The following is a 21,970-nucleotide window of genomic DNA, read 5'->3' as shown; positions in this document are numbered from 1 at the left end:
GGCGCCTCAGGCCAGCGGGCCCGAGGCCCCGTAGGCGCGCAGCGGGCCGAGCTGGCGCCTGAGCTCCGCCAGCTGGGCCGCCACCGCATCCGGGGCGGTGCCGCCCTGGGCGCTGCGCGAGGCCAGTGATCCCTCGGTGGAGAGCACGGTGCGGACCTCGGGCGTGAGGGCCGGGGAGATGCCGGCGTAGTCCTCGTCGCTGAGGTCCCACAGCTCCACGCCGCGGGACTCGGCGAGCTGCACGGCGGCGCCGGAGAGCTCGTGGGCCTCGCGGAAGGGCACCCCCTGGCGGACGAGCCACTCGGCGATGTCCGTGGCCAGCGCGAACCCCTGCGGGGCCAGCTCCGCCATCCGGTCGGTGTGGAACGTCAGCGTGGCGATCATCCCGGACACGGCCGGCAGCAGCAGCTCGAGGGTGTCCGCGGCGTCGAACACCGGCTCCTTGTCCTCCTGCAGGTCCCGGTTGTAGGCCAACGGCAGGCCCTTGAGCGTGGCCAGCAGGCCCGTCAGGTCGCCGATGAGCCGCCCCGACTTGCCCCGGGCGAGCTCGGCCACGTCCGGGTTCTTCTTCTGCGGCATGATCGACGACCCGGTGGAGTAGGCGTCGTCGAGCGTGACGAACCCGGCCTCCTTGGTGGCCCAGAAGATGACCTCCTCGCTGACGCGGGAGAGGTCGACGCCGATCATGGCGCACACCCAGGCGAACTCCGCGAAGACGTCCCGCGCGGCGGTGCCGTCGATCGAGTTCCAGGCGGCCGAGTCGAAGCCGAGCTCCTCCGCGACGGCGGAGGGGTCCAGCCCCAGCGAGGACCCGGCGAGGGCGCCCGAGCCGTACGGGGACACCGCGGCGCGGCGGTCCCAGTCGACCAGCCGCTGGACGTCCCGGGCCATCGCCCAGGCGTGGGCCAGCAGGTGGTGGCTCAGCAGCACCGGCTGCGCGTGCTGCAGGTGGGTCCGCCCCGGCATGGGCGCGTAGGGGTGCGCCTCGGCCTGGGCGATCAGCGCGTCGATCGTCTCCAGCAGCCGGCTCGCGATGAGCCGGGCGTGGTCGCGCAGGAACATCCGGCCGAGGGTGGCGATCTGGTCGTTGCGGGACCGCCCGGCCCGCAGCTTGCCGCCGAGGGCCGGGCCGGCCCGCTCGATCAGCCCGCGCTCGAGCGAGCCGTGCACGTCCTCGTCGGACTCCGCGGCCGTGTAGGCCCCGGAGACGACGTCGGCCTCGAGCCGGTCGAGCGCGTCGAGCATCCCGGCCAGCTCGGCTTCGTCCAGCAGGCCCGCCGCGTGCAGGACCCGGGCGTGGGCCCGGGAGCCGGCGATGTCATAGCGGGCCAGCCGCCAGTCGAAGTCGGTCGACTTGCTCAGCGCCGCGAGGGCGTCCGCGGGGCCGCCGGCGAACCGGCCGCCCCACAGGGAGCCCTCGTTGGTGCCGTGCCGGTCCGCTCCCGGCGCCGGATGGGTGCCCTGGTCCGCCACGGCTCAGGCCCCGGCGTTCTCGTTCGAGAGCTTGGCGACGTCCTCGAGGGAGTCGACCGAGCCGGCGCCCTGCACGCGCTGGTCGCGCTCCGTGGCGACCTTGGAGGACAGGCCGAAGATGTCGATGAAGCCCCGGGCCGAGGACTGGTCGAAGGCGTCGCCCTCGTCGTACGTGGCCAGGCTGAAGTCGTACAGGCCGGTCTCCGAGCGGCGGCCCTGGACGGTCGCGCGACCGCCGTGCATCTCCATCCGGATGTCCCCGGAGACGTACTTCTGGGTCTCGTCCACGAAGACGTCCAGGTTCTTCTTCAGCGGGGAGAACCACTGGCCGTCGTACACCAGCTCGGTCCAGCGCTGGTCCACCGTCTTCTTGAAGCGGGCCTGCTCGCGCTCCAGGGCCACGTTCTCCAGTTCGCGGTGCGCGGTCATCAGGGCCATCGCCCCGGGGGCCTCGTAGATCTCGCGGGACTTGATGCCCACGAGGCGGTCCTCCACGATGTCGATGCGCCCGATGCCCTGGGCCCCGGCCCGGCGGTTCATCTCCTCGATGACCTGCAGCGGGGACAGGGACCGGCCGTCCAGGGCCACCGGCACGCCCTGCTCGAAGGTCACGGTGACCACGTCCGGGGCCGGCGGGAAGGCCGGGTCGTCCGTGTAGTCGTAGACGTCCTTGGTGGGCCCGTTCCAGATGTCCTCGAGGAAGCCCGTCTCCACGGCGCGGCCCCACACGTTCTGGTCGATCGAGAAGGGGTTCTTCTTCGTGGTGACGATCGGCAGCTCGTTGCGCTCGGCGTACTCGATGGCCTTGTCCCGGGTGAGGGCGAGGTCGCGCACGGGCGCGATGCACTTCAGGTCGGGGCCCAGGGTCTGGATGCCGACCTCGAAGCGGACCTGGTCGTTGCCCTTGCCGGTGCAGCCGTGCGCCACAGTGGAGGCGCCGAACTGGCGGGCCGCGGCCACCAGGTGGCGGACGATCACGGGACGGGAGATGGCCGAGACGAGCGGGTAGGCGTCCATGTAGAGGCCGTTGGCCTTGAGCGTGGGCATGCAGTACTGCTCCGCGAACTCGTCGCGGGCATCCGCCACGTAGGCCTCCACCGCACCGCAGTCCAGGGCGCGCTGGCGAACGGTCTCCAGGTCCTCGCCGCCCTGGCCCACGTCCACGGCCACGGCGATCACCTCGGCGCCGGTGGCCTCGCCGATCCAGCCGATGGCCACGGACGTGTCCAGCCCGCCCGAATAGGCCAGGACGATGCGTTCAGTCATTGCGTTCTCCTCAGGTTGCTGCTGCCTCGGATCGGCCACTCGCCCGCGCGCGGGTCCCGGCCAGGATCTGCTCTATGCAGAAGTCTACATATTTATGCAGGGAGCCGCACCCCGTGCGGCGGTGCCCACGGCCGGGCAGGGAGGAACGCGGCGCCGGCGTCGACCTCACCGTAGTGTGGAGCCATGACCAGCGACACCCCCGGCGCGCCGAGCCCGCACCACGACGCCCCCCGCTCCCCCGAGGCCCCCGCCGCCCCGGGCGCGACCCCCGAGCTGACCGACGAGCAGCTCGAGTTCCTCAACTCGCTGTTCGACCTGGCCCGCGCCGGCGAGGCCGAGGCCCTGCTCTCGGCGGTGGACCAGGGGGTGCCGGTCAACCTGGCCAACCACAACGGCGACACCCTGCTGATCCTCGCCACCTACAACAACCACCCCGCGCTCGTCCGCGCGCTGCTCGAGCGCGGCGCCGACGTGCACCGGCTCAACGCCCGCGGCCAGAGCGCCCTGGCCTGCGCCGTGTTCGTCCAGAACGAGGAGTCCGTGCGAGCCCTGCTCGCGGCCGGCGCAGACCCGGACGCCGGGCCCGTGAGCGCCCGCGCGGCCGTGGAGATGTTCGGCCTGGACGCGATGCGTCGACTGCTGGACGAGGCCTCCCGTGACCAAGGTCACGGGACCGTCTCGCAGCCCTGAGCGCCCCCCGGACGCGCACCCTCGCGCCTCCCGGCTGACCGGGGACGCGACGGTGCGCGGACGCGCCCCCGACGAGCGGCCGCCCGCGCGGGCGCGGGCGCAGGGAGGGGACGACACGCGGGACGGATTTGACGTTATCGTCCTGATGCCTTTCACTGGGTTCCAGACCTGCTTCGTGATCTTTCCGTGATCTGGCAGGAGAACAGCGGGGCTCCCCCACCTGCACCGTCCCCCGGGAGTCCTGCGCCGTGTATTCCATCACGGACGGCGGACGGTGCTGCTGAGACGGCCGGGGACGGTCCGAGCAGGGTGGGCCGACATCTACGACACATCATGCAGAACACCAACACTGCCGCACAGACCTCCCGCCGCTCCCTCGTGCGCCGCTCGGCCGCCGGCCTCGCCGGCGTCGCCATCGCCGGCGCCGGGCTGACCGCCCTCTCCGCCCCCGCCAACGCCGCCCCGGTCTCCACCTGGGACGCCCTGGCCCAGTGCGAGTCCTCCGGCGACTGGTCCATCAACACCGGCAACGGCTACTACGGTGGCCTGCAGTTCTCCCTGCAGACCTGGCAGGGCTTCGGCGGCTCCGGCATGCCGCACCAGGCCTCGAAGGCCGAGCAGATCCGCGTGGCCGAGAACGTCCTGGCCACCCAGGGCTGGGGTGCCTGGCCCGCCTGCTCCGCCAAGCTCGGCCTGTACGGCACCCCGTCCGACACCCAGGTCACCACCCAGTCGGTGGACAGCGACCGCGCCGCCGAGCAGGCCGCGGCCGAGGAGCGCGCCGCCGAGCGCGCCGCCGCCCAGGAGCGCGCCGCCGAGCGCGCCGCCGAGCGCGCCGCCGAGCGCGCCGCCGCCCAGGAGCGCGCCGCCGAGCGTGCCGCCGAGCAGGCACAGGCCAACCGTGCCGCCGCCGCCGAGCGTGCCGCCGCCAACCAGGCCGCCGCCGCCGAGCGCGCCGCCGCCGCCCAGGAGCGCGCCGCCGTCGAGGTCGAGCGTGCCTCCTCCGTCACCCCGGTCGAGCAGTCCGCCGAGACCATCACCGTGAAGCCGGGCGACACCCTCTCCAAGCTGGCCGACGCCCACGGCATCGAAGGCGGCTGGAAGGCCCTCCACGCCGCCAACGCGGACACCGTGGACAACCCGAACCTGATCTTCGTCGGCCAGACCCTGCACCTGCCGGCCTGATCCACGGGCTTCCCGGCCACCGCGCCGGGCACAACCGAACAGCATCCGTGGCGGCCACCGCCGCCACACCGTGCTCCGCGAACGCGCCGGAGGGGACCCGTCCCCTCCGGCGCGTTCCGTCTCGGCGCCTGTACGCGGCTAGGGTGGGACGCGTCATCACCCGGGCCGTGGCCCCACGCCGCGCCCGGGGGGCCACGCACCCGGCCCGCAGTCATCGAGGGGGAATGCCATGCCGCAGACCACGACCCGCCGCGCCGCCGCGCCCCGCCGGACCCGGGGGGCGGTCCCGACCCGGGGCGCCATCGTCGCCGTCCTCGCCGCGGCCGGGCTGGCCCTGGGCGGGTGCAGCACCCGCGTCCCGCCGCTGGAGGAGGTCTGGCCGGAGGTCAGCGCCTCCATCCGGGACGCCGGGTCCGTGGCCATCGACGGGACCATCCGCCGGGACGGGGAGGAGATGACGGTGGACATCGCCGGCCAGGTGGACGACTCCTCCTACTCCGGGTCGCTGTCCGTCGGCGAGGCCCGCGTCCGCGTGGTCGGGGACGCCGAGCACACCTACCTCAAGCCCAATGCCGCCTTCTACGAGGCCCTCGGCGGCGGCGCCGAGGTCGGGGAGGCCGTGGGCGACCGGTGGCTCCGGGTCCCGGCCGACGAGGGCGGGTTCACGATGTCCACGTTCTACTCCGGCTTCAGCGAGGACCTGCCGGACGCGGCCGAGTTCGGGGAGTCCGACTACACCTCCGAGGTGGTGCGGCACGACGGCGAGGACGTCTACCGGTACACCGGGATGGATGCCCGCGACGGCGATCCGGTCACCCTCTACGTCTCCCGGGACCACCGCCTGCTGCGCGTCGAGGTGGAGGGGACGGACCCCTCGGCCCCGTCCTCCGGTTCCGCGTCGCCGTCCTCCGGCTCCGCGTCGCCGTCCGCGGGCGCCGTGGACCCGGACGCCGCGGACCTCGACGGCGGCTCCGGCACCGTGGAGTTCTCGGACTGGGACGCCGTGGAGCCGGTCGAGATGCCCGCGCAGGACGAGGTCTTCACCGTCCCCGGGGCGTGAGCGCCGGCCGGCTCAGCCGGCGTAGGCCAGGAACCGGCCGGCCACCGCCACTCCACCGTCCGGGGCGCGCGTGACCACCATGATCGTGTCGTCGCCGGCGATCGTGCCGAGGACCTCCGGCAGGCGGGCCTGGTCGACCACGGAGGCCAGGAACTGGGCCGCCCCGGGCGGCGTGCGCAGGATGACGAGGTTGGCGCTGGACTCCGCGGAGACCAGCAGGTCCCGGCAGAGGCCGGCCAGCCGCTGCTCCATGGCCTCCGGTCCCCGGCGGGAGGGCACCTCCGCGCCCAGCGGTCCCTCGGGCGGCACCGTGTACGCGAGCTGGCCGGCGTCGCTGCGGACCCGGTAGGCGCCCAGCTCCACGAGGTCCCGGGACAGCGTCCCCTGCGTCACGCTCACGCCCCGGGAGCGCAGCTGGTCCAGGAGCTCGGCCTGGCTGTGCACCGGGGTGGACGCCAGCACCTCCTTGATGGCCGCCTGCCGTGCGGTCTTGGTGGCCGGGGCGCTCATCGGTCCGCCGGCGGGGTGGCGAGCCCCGAGCGGTACAGCAGCCAGGCCATGAGCGCCTTCTGCGCGTGCAGGCGGTTCTCCGCCTCGTCGAAGACCACCGACTGCGGGCCGTCGATCACCTCCGCCGAGACCTCGTAGCCGCGATAGGCGGGCAGGCAGTGCAGGAAGATGGCGTCCGGCGCGGCCTGGGCCATCGCCGCGGCGTCCACCGCGTAGTCGCGGAACAGCCGCTGGCGCTGCTCCTTCTCGGCCTCCTGGCCCATGGAGGTCCACGTGTCGGTGACCACGACGTCGGCCCCGGCCAGCGCCTGCGCGGCGTCGGTCGTGACGAGCACGGACCCGCCGGCCTGCGCCGCGCGCTCCTCGGCGGCGGCCACCACCGACGCGGCGGGCAGGTGCCCCTCCGGACCGGCCACGCGCACGTGCATCCCCGCGGTCACCCCCGCCAGGAGGTAGGAGTTGGCCATGTTGTTGGCCGCGTCGCCGAGGTAGGCCATCACGAGCCCCTCGGTGCGCCCCTTGTGCTCGCGCACGGTCAGCAGGTCCGCGAGCAGCTGGCACGGGTGGTAGTCGTCCGAGAGCGCGTTGATGACGGGCACCGTGGCGTGCGCGGCCATCTCCTCCAGCCCGGCCTGGGCGTAGGTGCGCCACACGATGACGGAGACCATGCGGGAGAGCACGGCCGCGGTGTCCGCGATCGACTCCTTGTGCCCGAGCTGGGCCTCGCCGGGGTTCACGATGAGCGGCTGGCCGCCGAGGTCGGCGATGCCCGCGGCGAAGGACACGCGCGTGCGGGTGGAGGTCTTGTCGAAGAACACGATCCCCGTCTGCGGCCCGGCGAGCGGCCGGTGCCGGAAGCGGTCCGCCTTCATCTCGCGGGCCAGGTCGAGGACCTCGGCCTGCTCCGCGGGCGTGAGGTCCGTGTCCACCAGGAAGTGGCGGAGGGCCGGGGTGGTCGTCATGCGTTCGTCTCCTCGGAGGTCTGGGCCGTCGTCTCGTCCGTCGTTGCGCCGGCCGCCCCGGCCAGGGCCGCGGCGTGCAGGGCCGGCAGGTCCGCCACCAGGGCGTCCGCCTGCTCCGGCCGCAGGACCAGCGGCGGGGCCAGCCGCAGGGTGTCGGGCCCCGTGGCGTTGAGCAGGTACCCGGCCTCGAGGCCGGCGCGGACCATGGCCGGGGCCAGGCCGCCGTCGGGCCCGGGGGTCCCCGCGGGAGCCGCGACGTCCAGGCCGACCAGCAACCCGTACTGGCGCACCTCGGTCACGAAGCCGAGGCCGCGCAGGCCCTCCGCCAGGCGGGCGCCCACCCGGCGGGCGTGTTCGAGCAGGCCCTCGTCCTCGATGGCGTCCAGCACGGCCAGCCCGGCGGCCGTGGCCACGGGGTTGCCGCCGAAGGTGGTCCCGTGCTGGCCCGCGGTCAGCAGCCCCGAGGCGCGGGCGCCGAAGCTCACCATGGCGCCGATCGGGATGCCGCCGCCCAGGCCCTTGGCGAGGGTCATCGCGTCCGGCACCACGGGGGTGTCCTGGCCGGTGACCTCGGGCGACTGGTGGGCGAACCAGTGCCCCGTGCGGCCCACGCCGGACTGGACCTCGTCGAACACGAGCAGCGCGCCGTGCTCGCGGGTGAGGTCGCGGGCGGCCTGCAGGTAGCCCGCGGGCCAGCCGTGAACGCCGGACTCTCCCTGGACCGGCTCCACGACCAGGGCGGCGACCGTCTCGTCCAGCGCCGCGCGCAGGGCCTCGACGTCCCCGCCCGGGATGAACTCCACGCCCGCGGGCAGCGGCTCGAACGGCTCGCGGTAGGCGGCCTTGTACGTCATGGACAGCGCGCCCATGGTGCGCCCGTGGAAGGCGTCCCGCAGGGCCAGCACGCGGTGGCGCCGGCCCGAGGGGTCCTGGGCGCCGTGGCGACGGGCGAGCTTGAGGGCGGCCTCGTTGGCCTCCGAGCCGGAGTTGGCGAAGAACACGGTGGAGCCCTCGGGGGCGTCGGCGAGGCGGAGCAGCCGCTCGGCCAGGCGCACCTGGGGCACGGAGGTGAACAGGTTGGAGATGTGCCCGAGGGTGCCGAGCTGCCCGGCCACCGCGGAGACGAGCGCGGGGTGCGCGTGGCCCAGGGCGTTCACGGCGATCCCGGCGAGGAAGTCCGTGTACCGCCGGCCGTCGGCGTCCCACACGAGGGCGCCCTCTCCGCGCACGAGCACCCGGCTCGGGGCGCCGAAGACCCCGGTCAGGGAGTGCCGGTAGCGGTCCAGGAGGTCGGCGTTGGACGCGGGGCCGGCGGGCGTGCCGGCGGTGGCGGGCGTGCCCGGGGTGGCGGGCGTGCTGGGGCTGGTCATGGGGTTCCTGTCGTCGTGGTCTCGGCCCGGGACGCGCCCGGGTCCGCCGCGTCGGGCAGCACCTGGGTGCCCACCCCGTCGGCGGTGAAGATCTCCAGCAGCATCGAGTGCGGTTCGCGCCCGTCCACGATGTGGGCCTGGGGCACCCCGCCGTCGACGGCGGTGAGGCACGCGGACATCTTGGGGATCATGCCCGACTCCAGGCGCGGCAGGAGGGCGCGCAGCTCGCCGGCCGTCAGGGAGGACACGAGCGAGTCCCGGTCCGGCCAGTCCGAGTACAGGCCCTCGACGTCCGTGAGCACCACGAGCTTGGCCGCCCCCAGCGCGATGGCCAGGGCCGCGGCGGCGGTGTCTGCGTTGACGTTGAGCACCTCGCCGGTGGCGGTGCCGTCCGGGCCGGTCTCGGGTGCCACGGAGGACACCACGGGGATGCGGCCGTTGTCGATGAGGTCGCGGATCGCGGCGGGGTTGACCCCGGTGACCTCACCGACTAGGCCGAGGTCGACGGGCTCGCCGTCCACCACGGTCCCCGTGCGCACGGCCCGGAACAGCGCGGCGTCCTCACCGGACATCCCGACGGCGTACGGGCCGTGGCCGTTGACCAGGCCCACCAGCTCGCGGCCGACCTGCCCGGTGAGCACCATCCGCACCACGTCCATGGCCTCGGCCGTGGTCACGCGCAGCCCGCCCCGGAACTCGGAGTCGATGCCCAGGCGGTCCAGCATGGTGTTGATCTGCGGGCCGCCGCCGTGCACCACCACGGGGTGGATGCCGCAGTGGTGCAGGAACACGATGTCCTCGGCGAAGGCGCGCCGCAGCGGCTCGGAGACCATGGCGTTCCCGCCGTACTTGATGACCATCGTGGTGCCGGCGAAGCGCTGGATCCACGGCAGCGCCTCGAGCAGCACGGCGGCCTTGGCCGCGGCGCGGGCCCGGTCCCGGGGGCCGGCCGGGGAGGCGGGCGCCGGGGGCGCGGCGGGGCCGGCGGGAGCCGGGGCGGGGGTCCCGGCGGGGTCCTGTGCGGTCACGGTCGCTCCCTCAGCTCGAGTAGGCGGAGTTCTCATGCACGTACTCGTGCGTGAGGTCGTTGGTCCAGATGGTGGCCGCGTGCGGACCAGCGTGCAGGTCGACCAGCACGTGCACCTCGCGCGGGCCCAGGTCCACGAGGTCCCGCGGCTCGCCGATCCCCCCGGCGCGGCAGATCTGCACGCCGTTCATGCTCACGTCCAGCCGGTCCGGCTCGAAGGCCGCCTGCGTGGTGCCCACGGCCGAGAGCACGCGGCCCCAGTTGGGGTCCCGGCCGAAGATCGCGGTCTTGAACAGGTTGGACCGGGCCACGGCGCGGCCGACCTCCTCGGCGTCCTGCTCGGAGGCCGCCCCGACCACCTCGATCGCGATGTCGTGGGCCGCGCCCTCGGCGTCGCCGATGAGCTTGCGCGCCAGGTCGGCGCACACCGCCCGGAGCCGCTCCTGGAACTCCCCCGGCTCCGGCGTGGTGCCCGAGGCGCCGGAGGAGAGCAGGACGACGGTGTCGTTGGTGGACATGCACCCGTCCGAGTCGGCGCGGTCGAAGGTGGTGCGCACGGCCTCGCGCAGGAAGCCGTCGAGGGCGTCCGGGGCCAGCACCGCGTCCGTGGTGAGCACGACGAGCATCGTGGCCAACCCGGGGGCGAGCATCCCGGCCCCCTTGGCCATGCCGCCGATCGTGTAGCCGCCCTCCGTGATCGCGTGCGTCTTGGGCACGGTGTCGGTGGTCATGATGGCCTGCGCCGCGGCGCCGCCGCCCTCGGCGGACAGGGCGCCCACGGCGTCCCGGACGCCGTCGAGCAGGCGGTCCATCGGCAGCCGCTCGCCGATCAGCCCCGTGGAGCACACGAGCACGTCACCCGCCGAGACCCCGAGCAGCTCCGCCGCGTGCTCGGCGGTCGCGTGGGTGTCCTGGAACCCCGGCGCCCCGGTGCAGGCATTGGCGCCGCCGGAGTTGAGCACCACGGCGTCCGCCCGGCCGTCGGACACGGCCTGCCGCGACCACTGGACCGGGGCGGCGGCCACCCGGTTGCGGGTGAACACGGCGGCGGCGTGGCGGTCCGGCCCGTCGTTGACCACGACGGCGACGTCCGGCTTCCCGGTGGACTTCAGTCCGGCGGCGACTCCGGCGGAGCGGAACCCCCGGGCGGTGGTGACGGTCATGGTGCGACCCCCTGCTGGGTCAGGCCCGTGGCCTCGGGGAGGCCGAGGGCGATGTTCATGGACTGGATGGCGCCGCCGGCGGTGCCCTTGGCGAGGTTGTCGAGGGCCGCCGTGACGATGACGCGGCCGGCGTGGGCGTCCACGGCCAGCTGCATCACCACGTGGTTGGACCCGAGCACGGACTGGGTGGTGGGCCACTGGCCCTCGGGCAGCAGGTGGACGAACGGCTCGCCGGCGTAGGCGCGCTCCCAGGCCGCGCGCAGCTCGGCGGCGCCGGTGCCGGGGCGGAACCGCGCGGTGGCCGTGGCCAGGATGCCGCGCGGCATGGGCGCCAGGGTGGGCGTGAAGGAGATGGTGACCGGCTCTCCGGCCGCCCGGGACAGGCCCTGCTCGATCTCCGGGGTGTGCCGGTGGCCGCCGCCGACCCCGTACGGGCTCATCGAGCCCATGGCCTCGCTGCCCAGCAGGTGGGGCTTGAGGGACTTGCCGGCCCCCGAGGTCCCGGAGGCGGCCACGATCACCACGTCCTGCGGCTCGAGCAGGCCCGCGGTGAATCCGGGGGCGAGGGCGAGCAGCGAGGTGGTGGGGTAGCACCCCGGCACCGCGATGCGCGAGACCCCCGCCAGCCGCTCGCGCTGCCCGGGCAGCTCGGGCAGCCCGTACGGCCAGGTGCCGGCGTGGTCGGAGCCGTAGAACCGCTCCCACGCCTCCGCCGACTCGAGCCGGTGGTCCGCCCCGGCGTCCACCACGAGGGTGCCCGGGGAGCGCTGCTCCACCTCCGCCGCGATGCCCGCGCTCGCCCCGTGCGGCAAGGCCAGGAAGACGACGTCGTGGCCGGCCAGGACCTCGGCGGTGGTGTCCTGGAGCACCCGGTCGGCGAGCGCGTGCAGGTGCGGCTGCAGGGCGCCCAGGCGCTCCCCGGCGTTGGAGTGGGCCGTGATGGCCCCGATCTCGACCTCCGGGTGGCCCAGCAACAGGCGCAGGACCTCTCCCCCGGCATATCCACTGGCTCCCGACACGGCGACTCTCAGGCTCATGCGCCCATGATAGGTGCAATATGCAGTCATGCCAATATTTATGCAGTGATCGCCGGCCCCGCGGTGCCGCGGCGCGGGGGACGGGACTACGGTGGGCACCATGACGGACACCGCCCTGCCCCGCACCCAGCACGCCATCCGCGTCCACGCCCCCGGGGGCCCCGCGGCCCTGCAGTGGACCGAGGTCCCGGTCCCCGCCCCCGGGCCCGGAGAGGTCCTCGTGCGCACCGCCGCCGCCGGCCTGAACTTCATCGAGACCTACCAGCGCTCCGGGGTCTACCGGATGCCCCACCCGTTCGTCCCCGGCAGCGAGGGCGCCGGGACGGTCGTGGCCGTGGGCGGCCCGGCCCCCGGTGCAGGGCCCGACGCCGGCCCCGGCACCCCCGGCGGGACGGTCGCGGTGGGCGACGTGGTCGCCACGGCCGCCGGCTCCGGCACCTACGCCGAGTACTTCACGGCCCCCGTGGCCCAGTTGCTGCCGGTGCCCGCGGGCGTGGACCCCGTGACGGCGGCGGCCATCCCGCTGCAGGGCATGACCGCCCACTACCTCTGCCGCTCCACGTTCCCGGTCGAGGCCGGGCAGACGGTCCTCGTGCACGCCGGCGCCGGCGGCGTGGGCCTGCTGCTGACCCAGCTGTGCACCGCGCGCGGGGCCACGGTCATCACCACCGCCTCCACCGAGGAGAAGAAGGAGCTGTCCCGGGCGGCCGGGGCACACGAGGTGCTCGACTACGAGGGCTTCGCGGACCGGGTGCGGGAGCTCACCGGCGGCGAGGGCGCGCACGTGGTCTTCGACGGGGTCGGGAAGGACACCTTCGACGAGTCGCTGCGCTCGCTGCGGGTGCGGGGCATGCTCGTGCTGTTCGGCGGGTCCTCCGGCCAGGTGCCGCCGTTCGACCTGCAGCGGCTGAACGCCGCCGGGTCCCTGTTCGTCACCCGGCCCACGCTGCGGGACTACACCCGCACGGCCGAGGAGACCCGGTGGCGCGCCGGGGAGCTGTTCGCGGCGCTGGAGGCGGGCACGCTCACCTTCCGGGTGGGCGCCCGCTACCCGCTGCAGGACGCCGCCGAGGCCCACCGTGACCTGGAGGGCCGCCGGACGACCGGCAAGTCGCTGCTCGTCCCGGCGTGAGCGTCGCCACGCGGGGCCGGGGCGGGAAACGGGATAGGATGACAGGCATTCTTTTTCGCATTCCCGGCAGTCCCGGCCCGCCTCGCGGTGCCCGCTGCCGTCGCGTCCCCGTGCCCGCCGAGACAGGGAAGTAGGCCCGCCCCACCGTGTCCCCCCACCCACCCCAGCTGCCCGCCGCCCACCAGGCCCCGCCCGTGCGCACCCTCGTGGACATCCTCGAGGCGACCGCCGGGCGGCATCCCGAGGCCCCCGCCCTGGACGACGGCGAGACCGTCCTGTCCTACGCCGAGCTGCTGGACGAGGTGAAGGCCGTCGGCCGGGCGCTGCACGCGGCCGGGCTCGGCGCCGGTGACCGCATCGGCATCCGCATCCCCTCGGGCACGGTGGAGCTCTACGTCTCCATCCTCGCCACCCTCTACATCGGGGCGGCGTACGTGCCCGTGGACGCCGACGACCCGGACGAGCGCGCCCGGCTGGTGTTCTCGGAGGCGCGCGTGGCCGGGATCCTCGGCGGATCGGGGCAGCTGCGGACCTCCTCGCGCCGGCCCAAGCCGTTCCCGGCACCGCGCCCGGCCGCCCCCGGGGACGACGCGTGGATCATCTTCACCTCCGGGTCCACGGGAACCCCCAAGGGCGTGGCCGTCACCCACCGCAACGCCGCCGCGTTCGTGGACGCCGAGGCCCGGCTGTTCCTCCAGGACGACCCGCTCGGGCCGGGGGACCGCGTGCTGGCCGGGCTCTCCGTGGCCTTCGACGCCTCGTGCGAGGAGATGTGGCTGGCCTGGCGCTCCGGGGCGTGCCTGGTCCCGGCCCCCCGGTCCCTCGTCCGCTCCGGCATGGACCTGGGCCCGTGGCTCGTCTCCCGGTCCGTCAACGTGGTCTCCACCGTGCCCACGCTCGCGGCCCTCTGGCCGCCGGAGGCCCTCGAGAACGTGCGGCTGCTGATCTTCGGCGGCGAGGCCTGCCCGCCGGAGCTGGCGGCCCGCCTGGCCGAGGACGACCGCGAGCTGTGGAACACCTACGGCCCCACGGAGGCCACCGTGGTGGCCTGCGCGGCACGGATGGACGGGACCGGCCCGGTCCGGATCGGCCTGCCCCTGGACGGGTGGGACCTCGCCGTCGTGGACTCGGCCACCGGCGTCCCGGTGGCCGAGGGCGAGACCGGGGAGCTGATCATCGGCGGCGTGGGCCTGGCCCGCTACCTGGACCCGGCCAAGGACGCCGAGAAGTACGCCCCCCTGCCGTCCCTGGGCTGGGACCGGGCCTACCGCTCCGGTGACCTCGTGGTGTGGGACCCCGAGGGGCTGCTGTTCGTCGGCCGGGCCGACGAGCAGGTCAAGCTCGGCGGGCGCCGGATCGAGCTCGGCGAGGTCGACGCCGCCCTGCAGTCCCTGCCCGGCGTGGCCGGGGGTGCCGCGGCCGTGAAGACGACCCCGGCCGGGACCCAGCTGCTCATCGGGTACCTGGCGGTGCCGCCGTCGGGACCGGCACCGGACCTGGAGGACCTGCGCTCCCGCCTCGAGGCGGAGCTGCCCGCGGCGCTCGTGCCCCGGCTCGTGACCGTCGAGGACCTGCCGACGAAGACCTCGGGCAAGGTCGACCGCGCGGCCCTGCCCTGGCCGCTGCCGGGCCAGGCCGGACCCGCCGGCGGGGGCCCGGGTGCCGGGCTGCCGGTGGACCCGGACGCGCCCGGCGCCTGGGTGCTGGCCCAGTGGGCGGACGTGCTGGGCGCGGCGCCCGAGGACCTGGACAGCGACTTCTTCGCCTCCGGCGGCGGCTCGCTCGCGGCCGCCCAGCTCGTCTCGCGCCTGCGCACCCGCTACCCCACCGTGACCGTCCGGGACGTCTACGCCCACCCGCGGGCCGGTGCCCTCGTCGAGGCGGTCACCGGGAACGACGGCCGGCCGGTGCGCCCGGCCGAGCCGGTCGAGCCGCGCCCCGTGGCCCGCACCACCCGCAAGGCCCAGGTCTTCCAGACGCTCATGGGCCTCCCGTTGTTCATCCTCGTGGCGATGCGCTGGGTGGTCTACCTGGCCGCCGGGTCCAACGTCGCCGCCGCCTGGGGCATCCTGCCGGCCGCCCCGACGGTGTCCTGGTGGTGGGTGGCGGCGGCCTGGCTCGTCTTCGTCTCCCCGCCGGGGAGGATGCTCCTGTCCGTGGCGGCGGCCCGGCTGCTGCTGCGCGAGGTCGCCCCGGGGTCCTACCCGCGCTCGGGCCGGGTCCACCTGCGGCTGTGGCTGGCCCAGCACGTGGCCGACCTCGTGGATCCCGTCTCGCTCGGCGGGGCCCTGTGGGTGCCCACCTACGCGCGGCTGCTCGGGGCCCGGATCGGCCGGGACGTGGACCTGCACTCCGTGCCGCCCGTGACGGGCTTCCTCGAGCTCGGCGACGGGGCCTCCGTGGAACCGGAGGTCGACCTGTCCGGCTACTGGATCGACGGGGACGTGGTGCACGTCGGACGGCTCGCCGTGGGGCCGGGAGCCGTGGTCGGCTCGCGGTCCACCCTCATGCCGGGTGCCTCGGTGGGCGCCGGCACCCGGGTCCAGCCCGGCTCCACCGTGACCGGGCGCGCCAAGGACGGCCTCGAGTACGCCGGCTCCCCGGCCGAGCGCCTCGGCAAGGCCAAGGACACGGGGCCGAACATCCGCCCGCCGCGGGCCACGGGCTGGCTCGCCCTGTCCGCCCTCGGCTCCGGGGTGCTGGCCCTGCTGCCCTTCGCCTCGGCCGCCCTCGCCGCCCTGCTCGGCCTGTGGTCCCTGACGTGGTGGCCGGACTGGCAGCCGGGCGGCGCCGGCTCCGCCCCGCAGTCCCTCGTGGGCTCGGCCTGGCGGCTGCTGGCGGCCAGCCCCCTCGTGGCCGCCGCGTGGTTCGGGCTGAACATGCTCTCCACGGTCGTCGCCGTGCGCCTGATGTCCGTGGGCGTGCGCGAGGGGCACCACGCCGTGCGCTCGCGCATCGGCTGGCAGCTGTGGGCCACCGAGCGCGTGCTGGACACCGCGCGGGACCTGCTCTTCCCGCTCTACGCCTCCCGGTTCACGCCCACGTGGCTGCGCTGGCTCGGCGCCGAGGTCGGCAGGAACGTCGAGGCCTCCACCGTCATCCTGCAGCCGGCCCTGACCCAGGTGGGCGACGACGCCTTCCTGGCCGACGACACCATGGTGGGCTCCTACGAGCTGCAGCGCGGCTGGATGTACGTGGCACCGGCCAAGGTGGGCCGGAAGTCCTTCGTGGGCAACTCCGGCATGGTGGCCGCCGGCCGCAAGCTGTCCAAGAACTCCCTCGTGGCCGTGCTCTCCTCGAGCCCGCGCCGGACCAAGGCCGGCTCCTCCTGGCTGGGCTCCCCGCCGGTGCGCCTGCGCCGCACCGAGGTGGAGTCCGCGGACGCCGTGACCTACGCCCCGTCCAGGGCGCTCAAGCGCGCCCGCACGGCGTGGGAGCTGCTGCGCGCCGTCCCCGTGTGGGTCTCCACGGTGATCGCGCTGCTCGTGGCCGTGGCCCTGGAGGCGCTGGCCCACCTCGGCGGCGGCGCGGCCGAGGGCGCCGGCCCGGGCGGCTGGTGGCTCGCCGCGCTGCTCGGCGGCGCCGTGCTCCTGGCCGCCGGGGCCCTCGCGGCCGGGTCCTCCGTGCTGGCCAAGAAGGCCCTCGTCGGGCGCATCGAGGCCGGCGAGCACCCGCTGTGGAGCTCGTTCATCTGGCGCAACGAGGTGGTGGACACCTTCGTGGAGATGGTCTCGGCCCCGTGGTTCGGCCGGCTGGCCTCCGGCACGCCCTCCCTCGTGTGGTGGCTGCGCGCCCTGGGCGCGCGGATCGGGCACGGCGTGTGGTGCGAGTCCTACTGGCTGCCCGAGGCGGACCTCGTCACCCTCGGGGACTCCGCCACGGTGAACCGCGGCTGCGTGGTGCAGACGCACCTGTTCCACGACCGCGTCATGTCGATCGATGCCGTGGAGCTCGGTGCCGGGGCCACGCTCGGCCCCAACTCCGTGATCCTGCCCGCCGCCTCGATCGGCGAGGGGGGCACGGTGGGCGCCGGGTCGCTCGTGATGCGCGGCGAGACGGTGCCGGGCCACACGTGGTGGATCGGCAACCCCGTGGCCCCGTGGAAGGGTCCGAAGGTCAAGGGCCGCGCCGCGGCGATCGCCCGCCTGGAGCGGCGGGAGGCCAAGGCGGCGCAGGCCGCGCAGGAGGCCCGGGAGGCCGAGGAGGCCCAGCGGGCGGCTGCCCGGGAGGCATCGGCCCGGGAGGCATCGGCACGGGAGGCGGCGGACCGGGAGGCGGCGGACCGGGAGGCCCGGGAGTCCGCTCGGCAGGCCCCGGCGACCCCCGCGAACCCCGCGGCCCCGGCCGCCACCGCCATCCGGGCGACCCCCGGCACACCCGCCACCACGGCGGAGAAGGAGCAGGACCGAGCGTGAGCGACGACCGACCGGCCATCCCGGACCCCTACCTCCCGGAGACGGGGACGCCCGACTTCACCGTGGCCCACTACGACTTGCAGCTGGAGGTGAAGCTGGCCGCCAACCGGGTGGCCGGCCGGGCCCGGCTGGAGGGCACCGTGCTGCACCGGACCCGGCGCATCACGCTGGACCTGCACGGGCTCTCCGTCTCCAAGGTCACGGCCACCGGCGCCGGGCGCCCCGTGAAGGTCGCCCGGTCCTCGGCCCGCCGCGGGCGGCTCGTCGTGGACCTCGCGGTGACGCTCGACGCCGGCGCGGACCTGGTCCTGGACGTCACCTACGCGGGGGTCCCGTCCCTGCGGCAGGGGGCGTGGGGAGAGATCGGCTGGGAGGAGCTGGCCGACGGCGTGCTGGTGGCCGGCCAGCCCCACGGGGCCTCCACGTGGTTCCCGTGCGTGGACCATCCCTCGGTGAAGTCGACCTACCACCTCACCGTCACCACGGACGCCGGCTACCTGCCCGTGTGCAACGGGCTGCCCACGGGCCACCGGCGGCGGTCCTCCCGCGAGGAGTGGAGCTGGGAGCTGCGCGACCCGGCCCCCAGCTACCTCGTCACCCTGCAGATCGGCCGCTACCAGCTCGTCGCCGTGCCGGACGACGCCCCGCAGGGGCACCCCTCCCCCGCGCACCCGGCGGCGGAGGGCACCGCACCCGTGTTCCTGGCGGTCTCCCGCGCCCTGCAGGACCGCGCCCAGGAGGTCCTCGGCGTGCAGACGGCGATGATGGCGTGCTTCAGCCGCGCCTTCGGCCCCTACCCCTTCGCCCGGTACACGGCCGTGGTCACGGACGACGCCCTGGAGATCCCGCTCGAGGCCGCCTCGCTGTCCATCTTCGGCTCCAACCACCTCACCGGGTCGTGGCCCGCCGAACGGCTGGTGGCCCACGAGCTGGCCCACCAGTGGTTCGGCAACGCGCTGACCCTGCGCCGGTGGCGGGACATCTGGCTGCACGAGGGCTTCGCCTGCTACAGCGAGTGGCTGTGGGGTGCCGAGTCCGGCCGGGCCGCACTGGAGTCCTACGCCCGCACCGCGTGGCGCGGGCTGGCCGCCCAGGACCAGGACCTCCTGGTGGCGGACCCCGGACCGGAGCTGATGTTCGACGACCGGATCTACAAGCGCGGCGCGCTCGCGCTGTTCGCCCTGCGCCAGGAGCTGGGGGCGGAGGCCTTCGGCGGCCTGCTGCGGGACTGGGTCGCGGCCCACCGGCACGGCACCGTGGACACCGGCACGTTCCTGGCCCACGCCGACCGGCACGCGGAGGCCGCGGGCCTGGCGGCCGGCCACGCCACGCGCGTCCTGCACCCGTGGCTGTTCGAGACGGCCCTGCCGGCCCTCCCCGCCGCCCGGCGGGCCGCCGTCGCGCCCCGCTAGGCCGGGGGCAGCAGGACGACGGCGCCGAGCAGGTGCTCGGGCGCGGGCCCCCCGGGCCAGTCCCGGTCCGTCACGACGACGGCCCCCGGCGCCCCGGGCACGGCGAGCCGCAACCGCCCGGGGACGGTGACGGCCACGTCGGCCGGGTCGGCGGTGAAGCCGGTCCCCCGGGCCTTGACGAGGGCCTCCTTGGCGCACCACAGCAGGCAGCGCACGCCGGGGCGCTCGTGCTCCTCCAGGGCGCCGACCAGCGCCTCCTCCTCCGCGGAGTACCCGACGCCCGGCATCCCCTCGCCCTCGGCGAAGGCCGGGGCGGCGGCGTCCTCGAGGTCCACCCCCACGTGCCAGCCGGCGGCCGTCGCGGCCTCGTCCGCCCACGCGGTGGCGAGCCACCCGCGGCACCGGCTGAAGCTCACGGCCGGCAGCACCCGGTCCGGGTCCACGGCGTCCGGGCCGCGCCGCCGTCGGGCCAGCCGGCTGTACTCCAGCGCCGGGACGCCGTGCTCGGCGGAGCCGCACCGCGGGCAGCGGTGGGTCACCTCGAAGGTGCCGGGCCGGTGGCCGAGGGCCACCGCCAGGAAGTCCAGGGCCTCGCGGCGCTGGTCACCGGCCCGCGGGCCGGTGACCACCACGTGCCACCCCGGCTGGTCCACGACGTCGGCCCCGCCGGCTCAGCGCCGGACCGCGCCGTGGCGCTCGGCGGCCAGCGCGGTCGCCGCGCCGCGCGCCTCGGAGGCCTCGTCCGCGGTGAGCGTCCGGTCCGGGGCGCGGAAGCGCAGGGAGAACGCGAGCGACTTCCGCCCCTCCGGCACCCCCTGGCCCGCATAGACGTCGAACAGGGCGATGTCCTCCAGCAGCTCCCCGGCGCCCTCGCGCAGGGTGTCCAGCACGTCCCCGGCCACCACGTCGGCGTCCACCACGAGGGCCACGTCCTGGCTGGTGGGCGGGAAGGTGGACAGCGGCGCGGCGACGACCACCTCGGGGGCCGCGGCGATCAGCGCGTCCAGGTCCAGCTCGGCGGCCACGGTGCGGGCCGGCAGGTCGTGCTCCTCGAGCCACTTCGGCAGCAGCTCGCCGGCGTACCCGACCACGGTCCTCGCCCCACCGGCCAGCCGCAGCTCGGCAGTGCGGCCCGGGTGGAAGGCCTGGTGCCGCCCCTGGGCGACCTCCAGCTCCACGCCCAGGAGGTCCGCCACGTCCAGGGCGGCGCCCAGGGCGTCCTGCCAGTCCCACGCGCGCGGCGCGTGGCCCGGCCCGGGCGCGGAGTCGTGGCCGGTCAGGACGGCGGCCACGTGGCGCGGCTGGTCCGGGATGCCGGCGCCGAGCTCGGCCAGCACCTCGTCCGAGGGCCGCACGCCCAGCGGCGGGATCGTCGCGCTGCCCAGCGTCTGGCCGGGCAGGAACACGAGGCCGGTCTCGTACAGGGCCAGGTCGCGGAAGCCGCGGGAGTGGTTGCGCCGGGCGATCTCCAGCAGCCCCGGCAGCAGCGAGGTGCGCAGGTAGCCGAACTCCGCGGAGATCGGGTTGGCCAGGTGCACCATGCGCTGGTCCCCGGCCTCCTCGGCGGTGGCCGAGCCGAAGAGGCGGTTCTGCGCGGCGGAGACGAACGGGTAGGCCAGCACCTCGGTGAGCCCGGCGTCCGCCAGGCCCTGGGACACCCGGCGGCGGGCCGCCTGGGAGCGGGTCAGGCCGCGGCCGGCCGGGGCCACCGGGACGGTGGAGGGGATGTGCTCGTAGCCGACGAGCCGGCCGACCTCCTCGACGAGGTCCTCGCGGATCCGCAGGTCCGTGCGCCAGGACGGGGCGGTGACGGTGAAGACCGTCCCGCCGGAGCCGGCGTCGGTCCCCTTCTCCACGGTGGCGCCGAGGTCGGTGAGGGTGCGCTCGACCTGCTCCTCGGTGTACTCCACGCCCATGAGGGCGGAGGGGAAGGAGGCGGGCAGCTCGACGACGGTCGGCGCCGGCCGCGTGCCGACGTCCGTGATGCCGGGCGCCGGGGTGCCCCCGGCGAGCTCGACGAGCAGCTGCACGGCGCGCTCGGCGGCCTCGTCGGCGACCTCCCAGTCCACGCCCCGCTCGTTGCGCTTCGAGGCCTCGGAGGGCAGCCGGTGGCGGCGCCGGGTGCGGCCCATGGACACCGGGTCGAAGTGGGCCGACTCGATCAGCACGGTGGTGGTGGTGTCCGAGACCTCGGTCTCGCCACCGCCCATCACGCCGGCCAGGCCGATGGGCCCGCGGTCGTCGGTGATGAGCAGGTCCTCGCCGGACAGGGCGCGGTCCTTGCCGTCCAGCGTGGTCAGCCGCTCGCCCTCGCGGGCACGGCGCACCACGATGTCCCCGCGCAGGGTGTCCGCGTCGTAGAAGTGCAGCGGCTGGCCGAGCTCCCACATGACGTAGTTGGAGATGTCCACCACGAGCGAGATCGAGCGCATGCCGGCCAGGCGCAGCCGCGCGCTCATCCACGGCGGGGTGGGGCGGGTGGGGTCGATCCCGGTGACCGTGCGGGCCACGAAGCGGTCGCAGCCGGGCACGCCGTAGATCGGGGACCCGTCCTCGAGCCGCACCGGGTACCCGGCGCCGTCGGCCTCGGGGACGGTGACGAGGGAGGCCGGGTCGGTGAACGCGGTGCCCGTGGCGTGGGCGTACTCGCGGGCCACCCCACGGATGGAGAAGGCGTAGCCGCGGTCCGGGGTGACGTTGATCTCGGCGGCCTCGTCGTCCAGGTGCAGCAGCTCGACCACGTCGGTGCCCGGCTCGGGGTCGTTGCCGTTCTCCGGGGAGAAGCCCAGGCGCGAGAGCACGATGATGCCGTCGTGGTCCTCGCCGAGGCCGAGCTCACGCGCGGAGGCGATCATGCCGGCCGAGACGTGGCCGTAGGTGCTGCGCGGGGAGATCCGGAAGTCCCCGGGCAGCACGGCACCGGGCAGGGTCACGATGACCTTGTCCCCCACCTGGAAGTTGTGGGCGCCGCACACGATGCCCTGGACGCCGGAGGGGTCGATGCCCTCCCCGGTGAGCGGCTGGGGGGCGCCCTCGGGGGCCACCCGGACCTGGCACCAGTTGATGGTCTTGCCGTTGGACTGCGGCTCGGGGACCATCTCCAGGACCTCGCCGACGACGATCGGCCCGGAGAGCCCGTCCAGCGGACGGTGGACGTCCTCCTCCTCGAGCCCGACCCTCACCAGGTCGGCCATGACGTCCTCGGCGGTGGCGTCCGCCGGGACCTGCGCGTATTCACGGAGCCATGACAGCGGGATGCGCATGGGTG

The 21,970-nt window shown here is 75.3% G+C and carries 16 protein-coding genes; 6 read left to right on the top strand and 10 right to left on the bottom strand.

Going from position 1 to position 21,970, the window contains the following annotated elements; all coding sequences use genetic code 11:
* Positions 1-6 precede the first annotated feature (6 nt).
* A complete protein-coding gene (gene argH / locus E7744_RS05910; protein WP_137773320.1) occupies positions 7-1,473 on the bottom strand; it encodes an argininosuccinate lyase in 1,467 nt (488 codons plus the stop codon).
* A gap of 3 nt (positions 1,474-1,476) precedes the next feature.
* Positions 1,477-2,739 (bottom strand): argininosuccinate synthase, encoded by a 1,263-nt coding sequence (locus tag E7744_RS05905; protein WP_137773319.1) that lies wholly within the window; start codon positions 2,737-2,739, stop codon positions 1,477-1,479.
* A 183-nt stretch (positions 2,740-2,922) separates the two neighbouring features.
* On the opposite strand from E7744_RS05905, the gene E7744_RS05900 reads away from it, so the two are divergent.
* The 3 genes from E7744_RS05900 to E7744_RS05890 all read left to right on the top strand — a co-directional run bounded on the left by E7744_RS05900 (position 2,923) and on the right by E7744_RS05890 (position 5,674).
* Positions 2,923-3,429, top strand: coding sequence for an ankyrin repeat domain-containing protein (locus tag E7744_RS05900; RefSeq protein ID WP_137773318.1), 507 nt, complete (start codon positions 2,923-2,925; stop codon positions 3,427-3,429).
* 333 nt (positions 3,430-3,762) lie between these two features.
* Positions 3,763-4,614, top strand: a complete 852-nt coding sequence (locus E7744_RS05895) for a transglycosylase family protein (RefSeq protein WP_137773317.1) — start codon at positions 3,763-3,765, stop codon at positions 4,612-4,614.
* A gap of 229 nt (positions 4,615-4,843) precedes the next feature.
* Positions 4,844-5,674 carry a hypothetical protein gene (locus E7744_RS05890; protein ID WP_137773316.1) on the top strand — a complete coding sequence of 277 codons (831 nt, stop codon included), beginning with the start codon at positions 4,844-4,846 and terminating at the stop codon, positions 5,672-5,674.
* 12 nt (positions 5,675-5,686) lie between these two features.
* On the opposite strand, the gene E7744_RS05885 is transcribed toward E7744_RS05890, so the two are convergent.
* Genes E7744_RS05885 through argC form a run of 6 tightly spaced genes read right to left on the bottom strand, consistent with a single transcriptional unit; the run spans position 5,687 to position 11,743 of the window.
* Entirely contained in the window at positions 5,687-6,184 is a 498-nt protein-coding gene (locus E7744_RS05885; RefSeq protein ID WP_137773315.1) for an arginine repressor, read from the bottom strand.
* Positions 6,181-7,146, bottom strand: coding sequence for an ornithine carbamoyltransferase (gene argF, locus E7744_RS05880; protein WP_137773314.1), 966 nt, complete (start codon positions 7,144-7,146; stop codon positions 6,181-6,183). The genes E7744_RS05885 and argF overlap by 4 nt, the downstream gene beginning before the upstream one ends.
* A complete protein-coding gene (locus E7744_RS05875; RefSeq protein WP_137773313.1) occupies positions 7,143-8,516 on the bottom strand; it encodes an acetylornithine transaminase in 1,374 nt (457 codons plus the stop codon). The genes argF and E7744_RS05875 overlap by 4 nt, the downstream gene beginning before the upstream one ends.
* On the bottom strand, positions 8,513-9,544 hold the full coding sequence (gene argB, locus E7744_RS05870; protein ID WP_371415381.1) for an acetylglutamate kinase: 1,032 nt from the start codon (positions 9,542-9,544) through the stop codon (positions 8,513-8,515). The genes E7744_RS05875 and argB overlap by 4 nt, the downstream gene beginning before the upstream one ends.
* A 10-nt stretch (positions 9,545-9,554) precedes the next feature.
* Entirely contained in the window at positions 9,555-10,706 is a 1,152-nt protein-coding gene (argJ, locus tag E7744_RS05865; RefSeq protein WP_137773312.1) for a bifunctional glutamate N-acetyltransferase/amino-acid acetyltransferase ArgJ, read from the bottom strand.
* Entirely contained in the window at positions 10,703-11,743 is a 1,041-nt protein-coding gene (gene argC, locus E7744_RS05860) for an N-acetyl-gamma-glutamyl-phosphate reductase (RefSeq protein ID WP_137773311.1), read from the bottom strand. Before argC ends, argJ begins: the two co-directional genes overlap by 4 nt.
* A 100-nt stretch (positions 11,744-11,843) precedes the next feature.
* Between argC and E7744_RS05855 the strand changes: the two genes are divergently transcribed.
* The 3 genes from E7744_RS05855 to E7744_RS05845 all read left to right on the top strand — a co-directional run bounded on the left by E7744_RS05855 (position 11,844) and on the right by E7744_RS05845 (position 18,702).
* Positions 11,844-12,875 carry a quinone oxidoreductase gene (locus E7744_RS05855; RefSeq protein WP_137773310.1) on the top strand — a complete coding sequence of 344 codons (1,032 nt, stop codon included), beginning with the start codon at positions 11,844-11,846 and terminating at the stop codon, positions 12,873-12,875.
* A gap of 146 nt (positions 12,876-13,021) precedes the next feature.
* Positions 13,022-17,290 carry a Pls/PosA family non-ribosomal peptide synthetase gene (locus tag E7744_RS05850; RefSeq protein WP_246858577.1) on the top strand — a complete coding sequence of 1,423 codons (4,269 nt, stop codon included), beginning with the start codon at positions 13,022-13,024 and terminating at the stop codon, positions 17,288-17,290.
* Positions 17,287-18,702 carry a M1 family metallopeptidase gene (locus tag E7744_RS05845; protein ID WP_137773309.1) on the top strand — a complete coding sequence of 472 codons (1,416 nt, stop codon included), beginning with the start codon at positions 17,287-17,289 and terminating at the stop codon, positions 18,700-18,702. The genes E7744_RS05850 and E7744_RS05845 overlap by 4 nt, the downstream gene beginning before the upstream one ends.
* Here the strand turns inward: E7744_RS05845 and E7744_RS05840 are convergent.
* Both E7744_RS05840 and pheT read right to left on the bottom strand, forming a co-directional pair.
* Positions 18,699-19,355 carry a 4'-phosphopantetheinyl transferase superfamily protein gene (locus tag E7744_RS05840; protein ID WP_137773308.1) on the bottom strand — a complete coding sequence of 219 codons (657 nt, stop codon included), beginning with the start codon at positions 19,353-19,355 and terminating at the stop codon, positions 18,699-18,701. The genes E7744_RS05845 and E7744_RS05840 overlap by 4 nt on opposite strands.
* 18 nt (positions 19,356-19,373) lie before the next feature.
* On the bottom strand, positions 19,374-21,965 hold the full coding sequence (gene pheT, locus E7744_RS05835; RefSeq protein WP_137773307.1) for a phenylalanine--tRNA ligase subunit beta: 2,592 nt from the start codon (positions 21,963-21,965) through the stop codon (positions 19,374-19,376).
* Between the last annotated feature and the right edge of the window lie 5 nt (positions 21,966-21,970).

It is taken from the genome of Citricoccus sp. SGAir0253, from assembly GCF_005877055.1.
Classification (GTDB): domain Bacteria; phylum Actinomycetota; class Actinomycetes; order Actinomycetales; family Micrococcaceae; genus Citricoccus.
The sequence above is the reverse complement of the archived record's forward strand: the minus strand, read 5'-3'. Positions and strand labels throughout refer to the sequence as shown.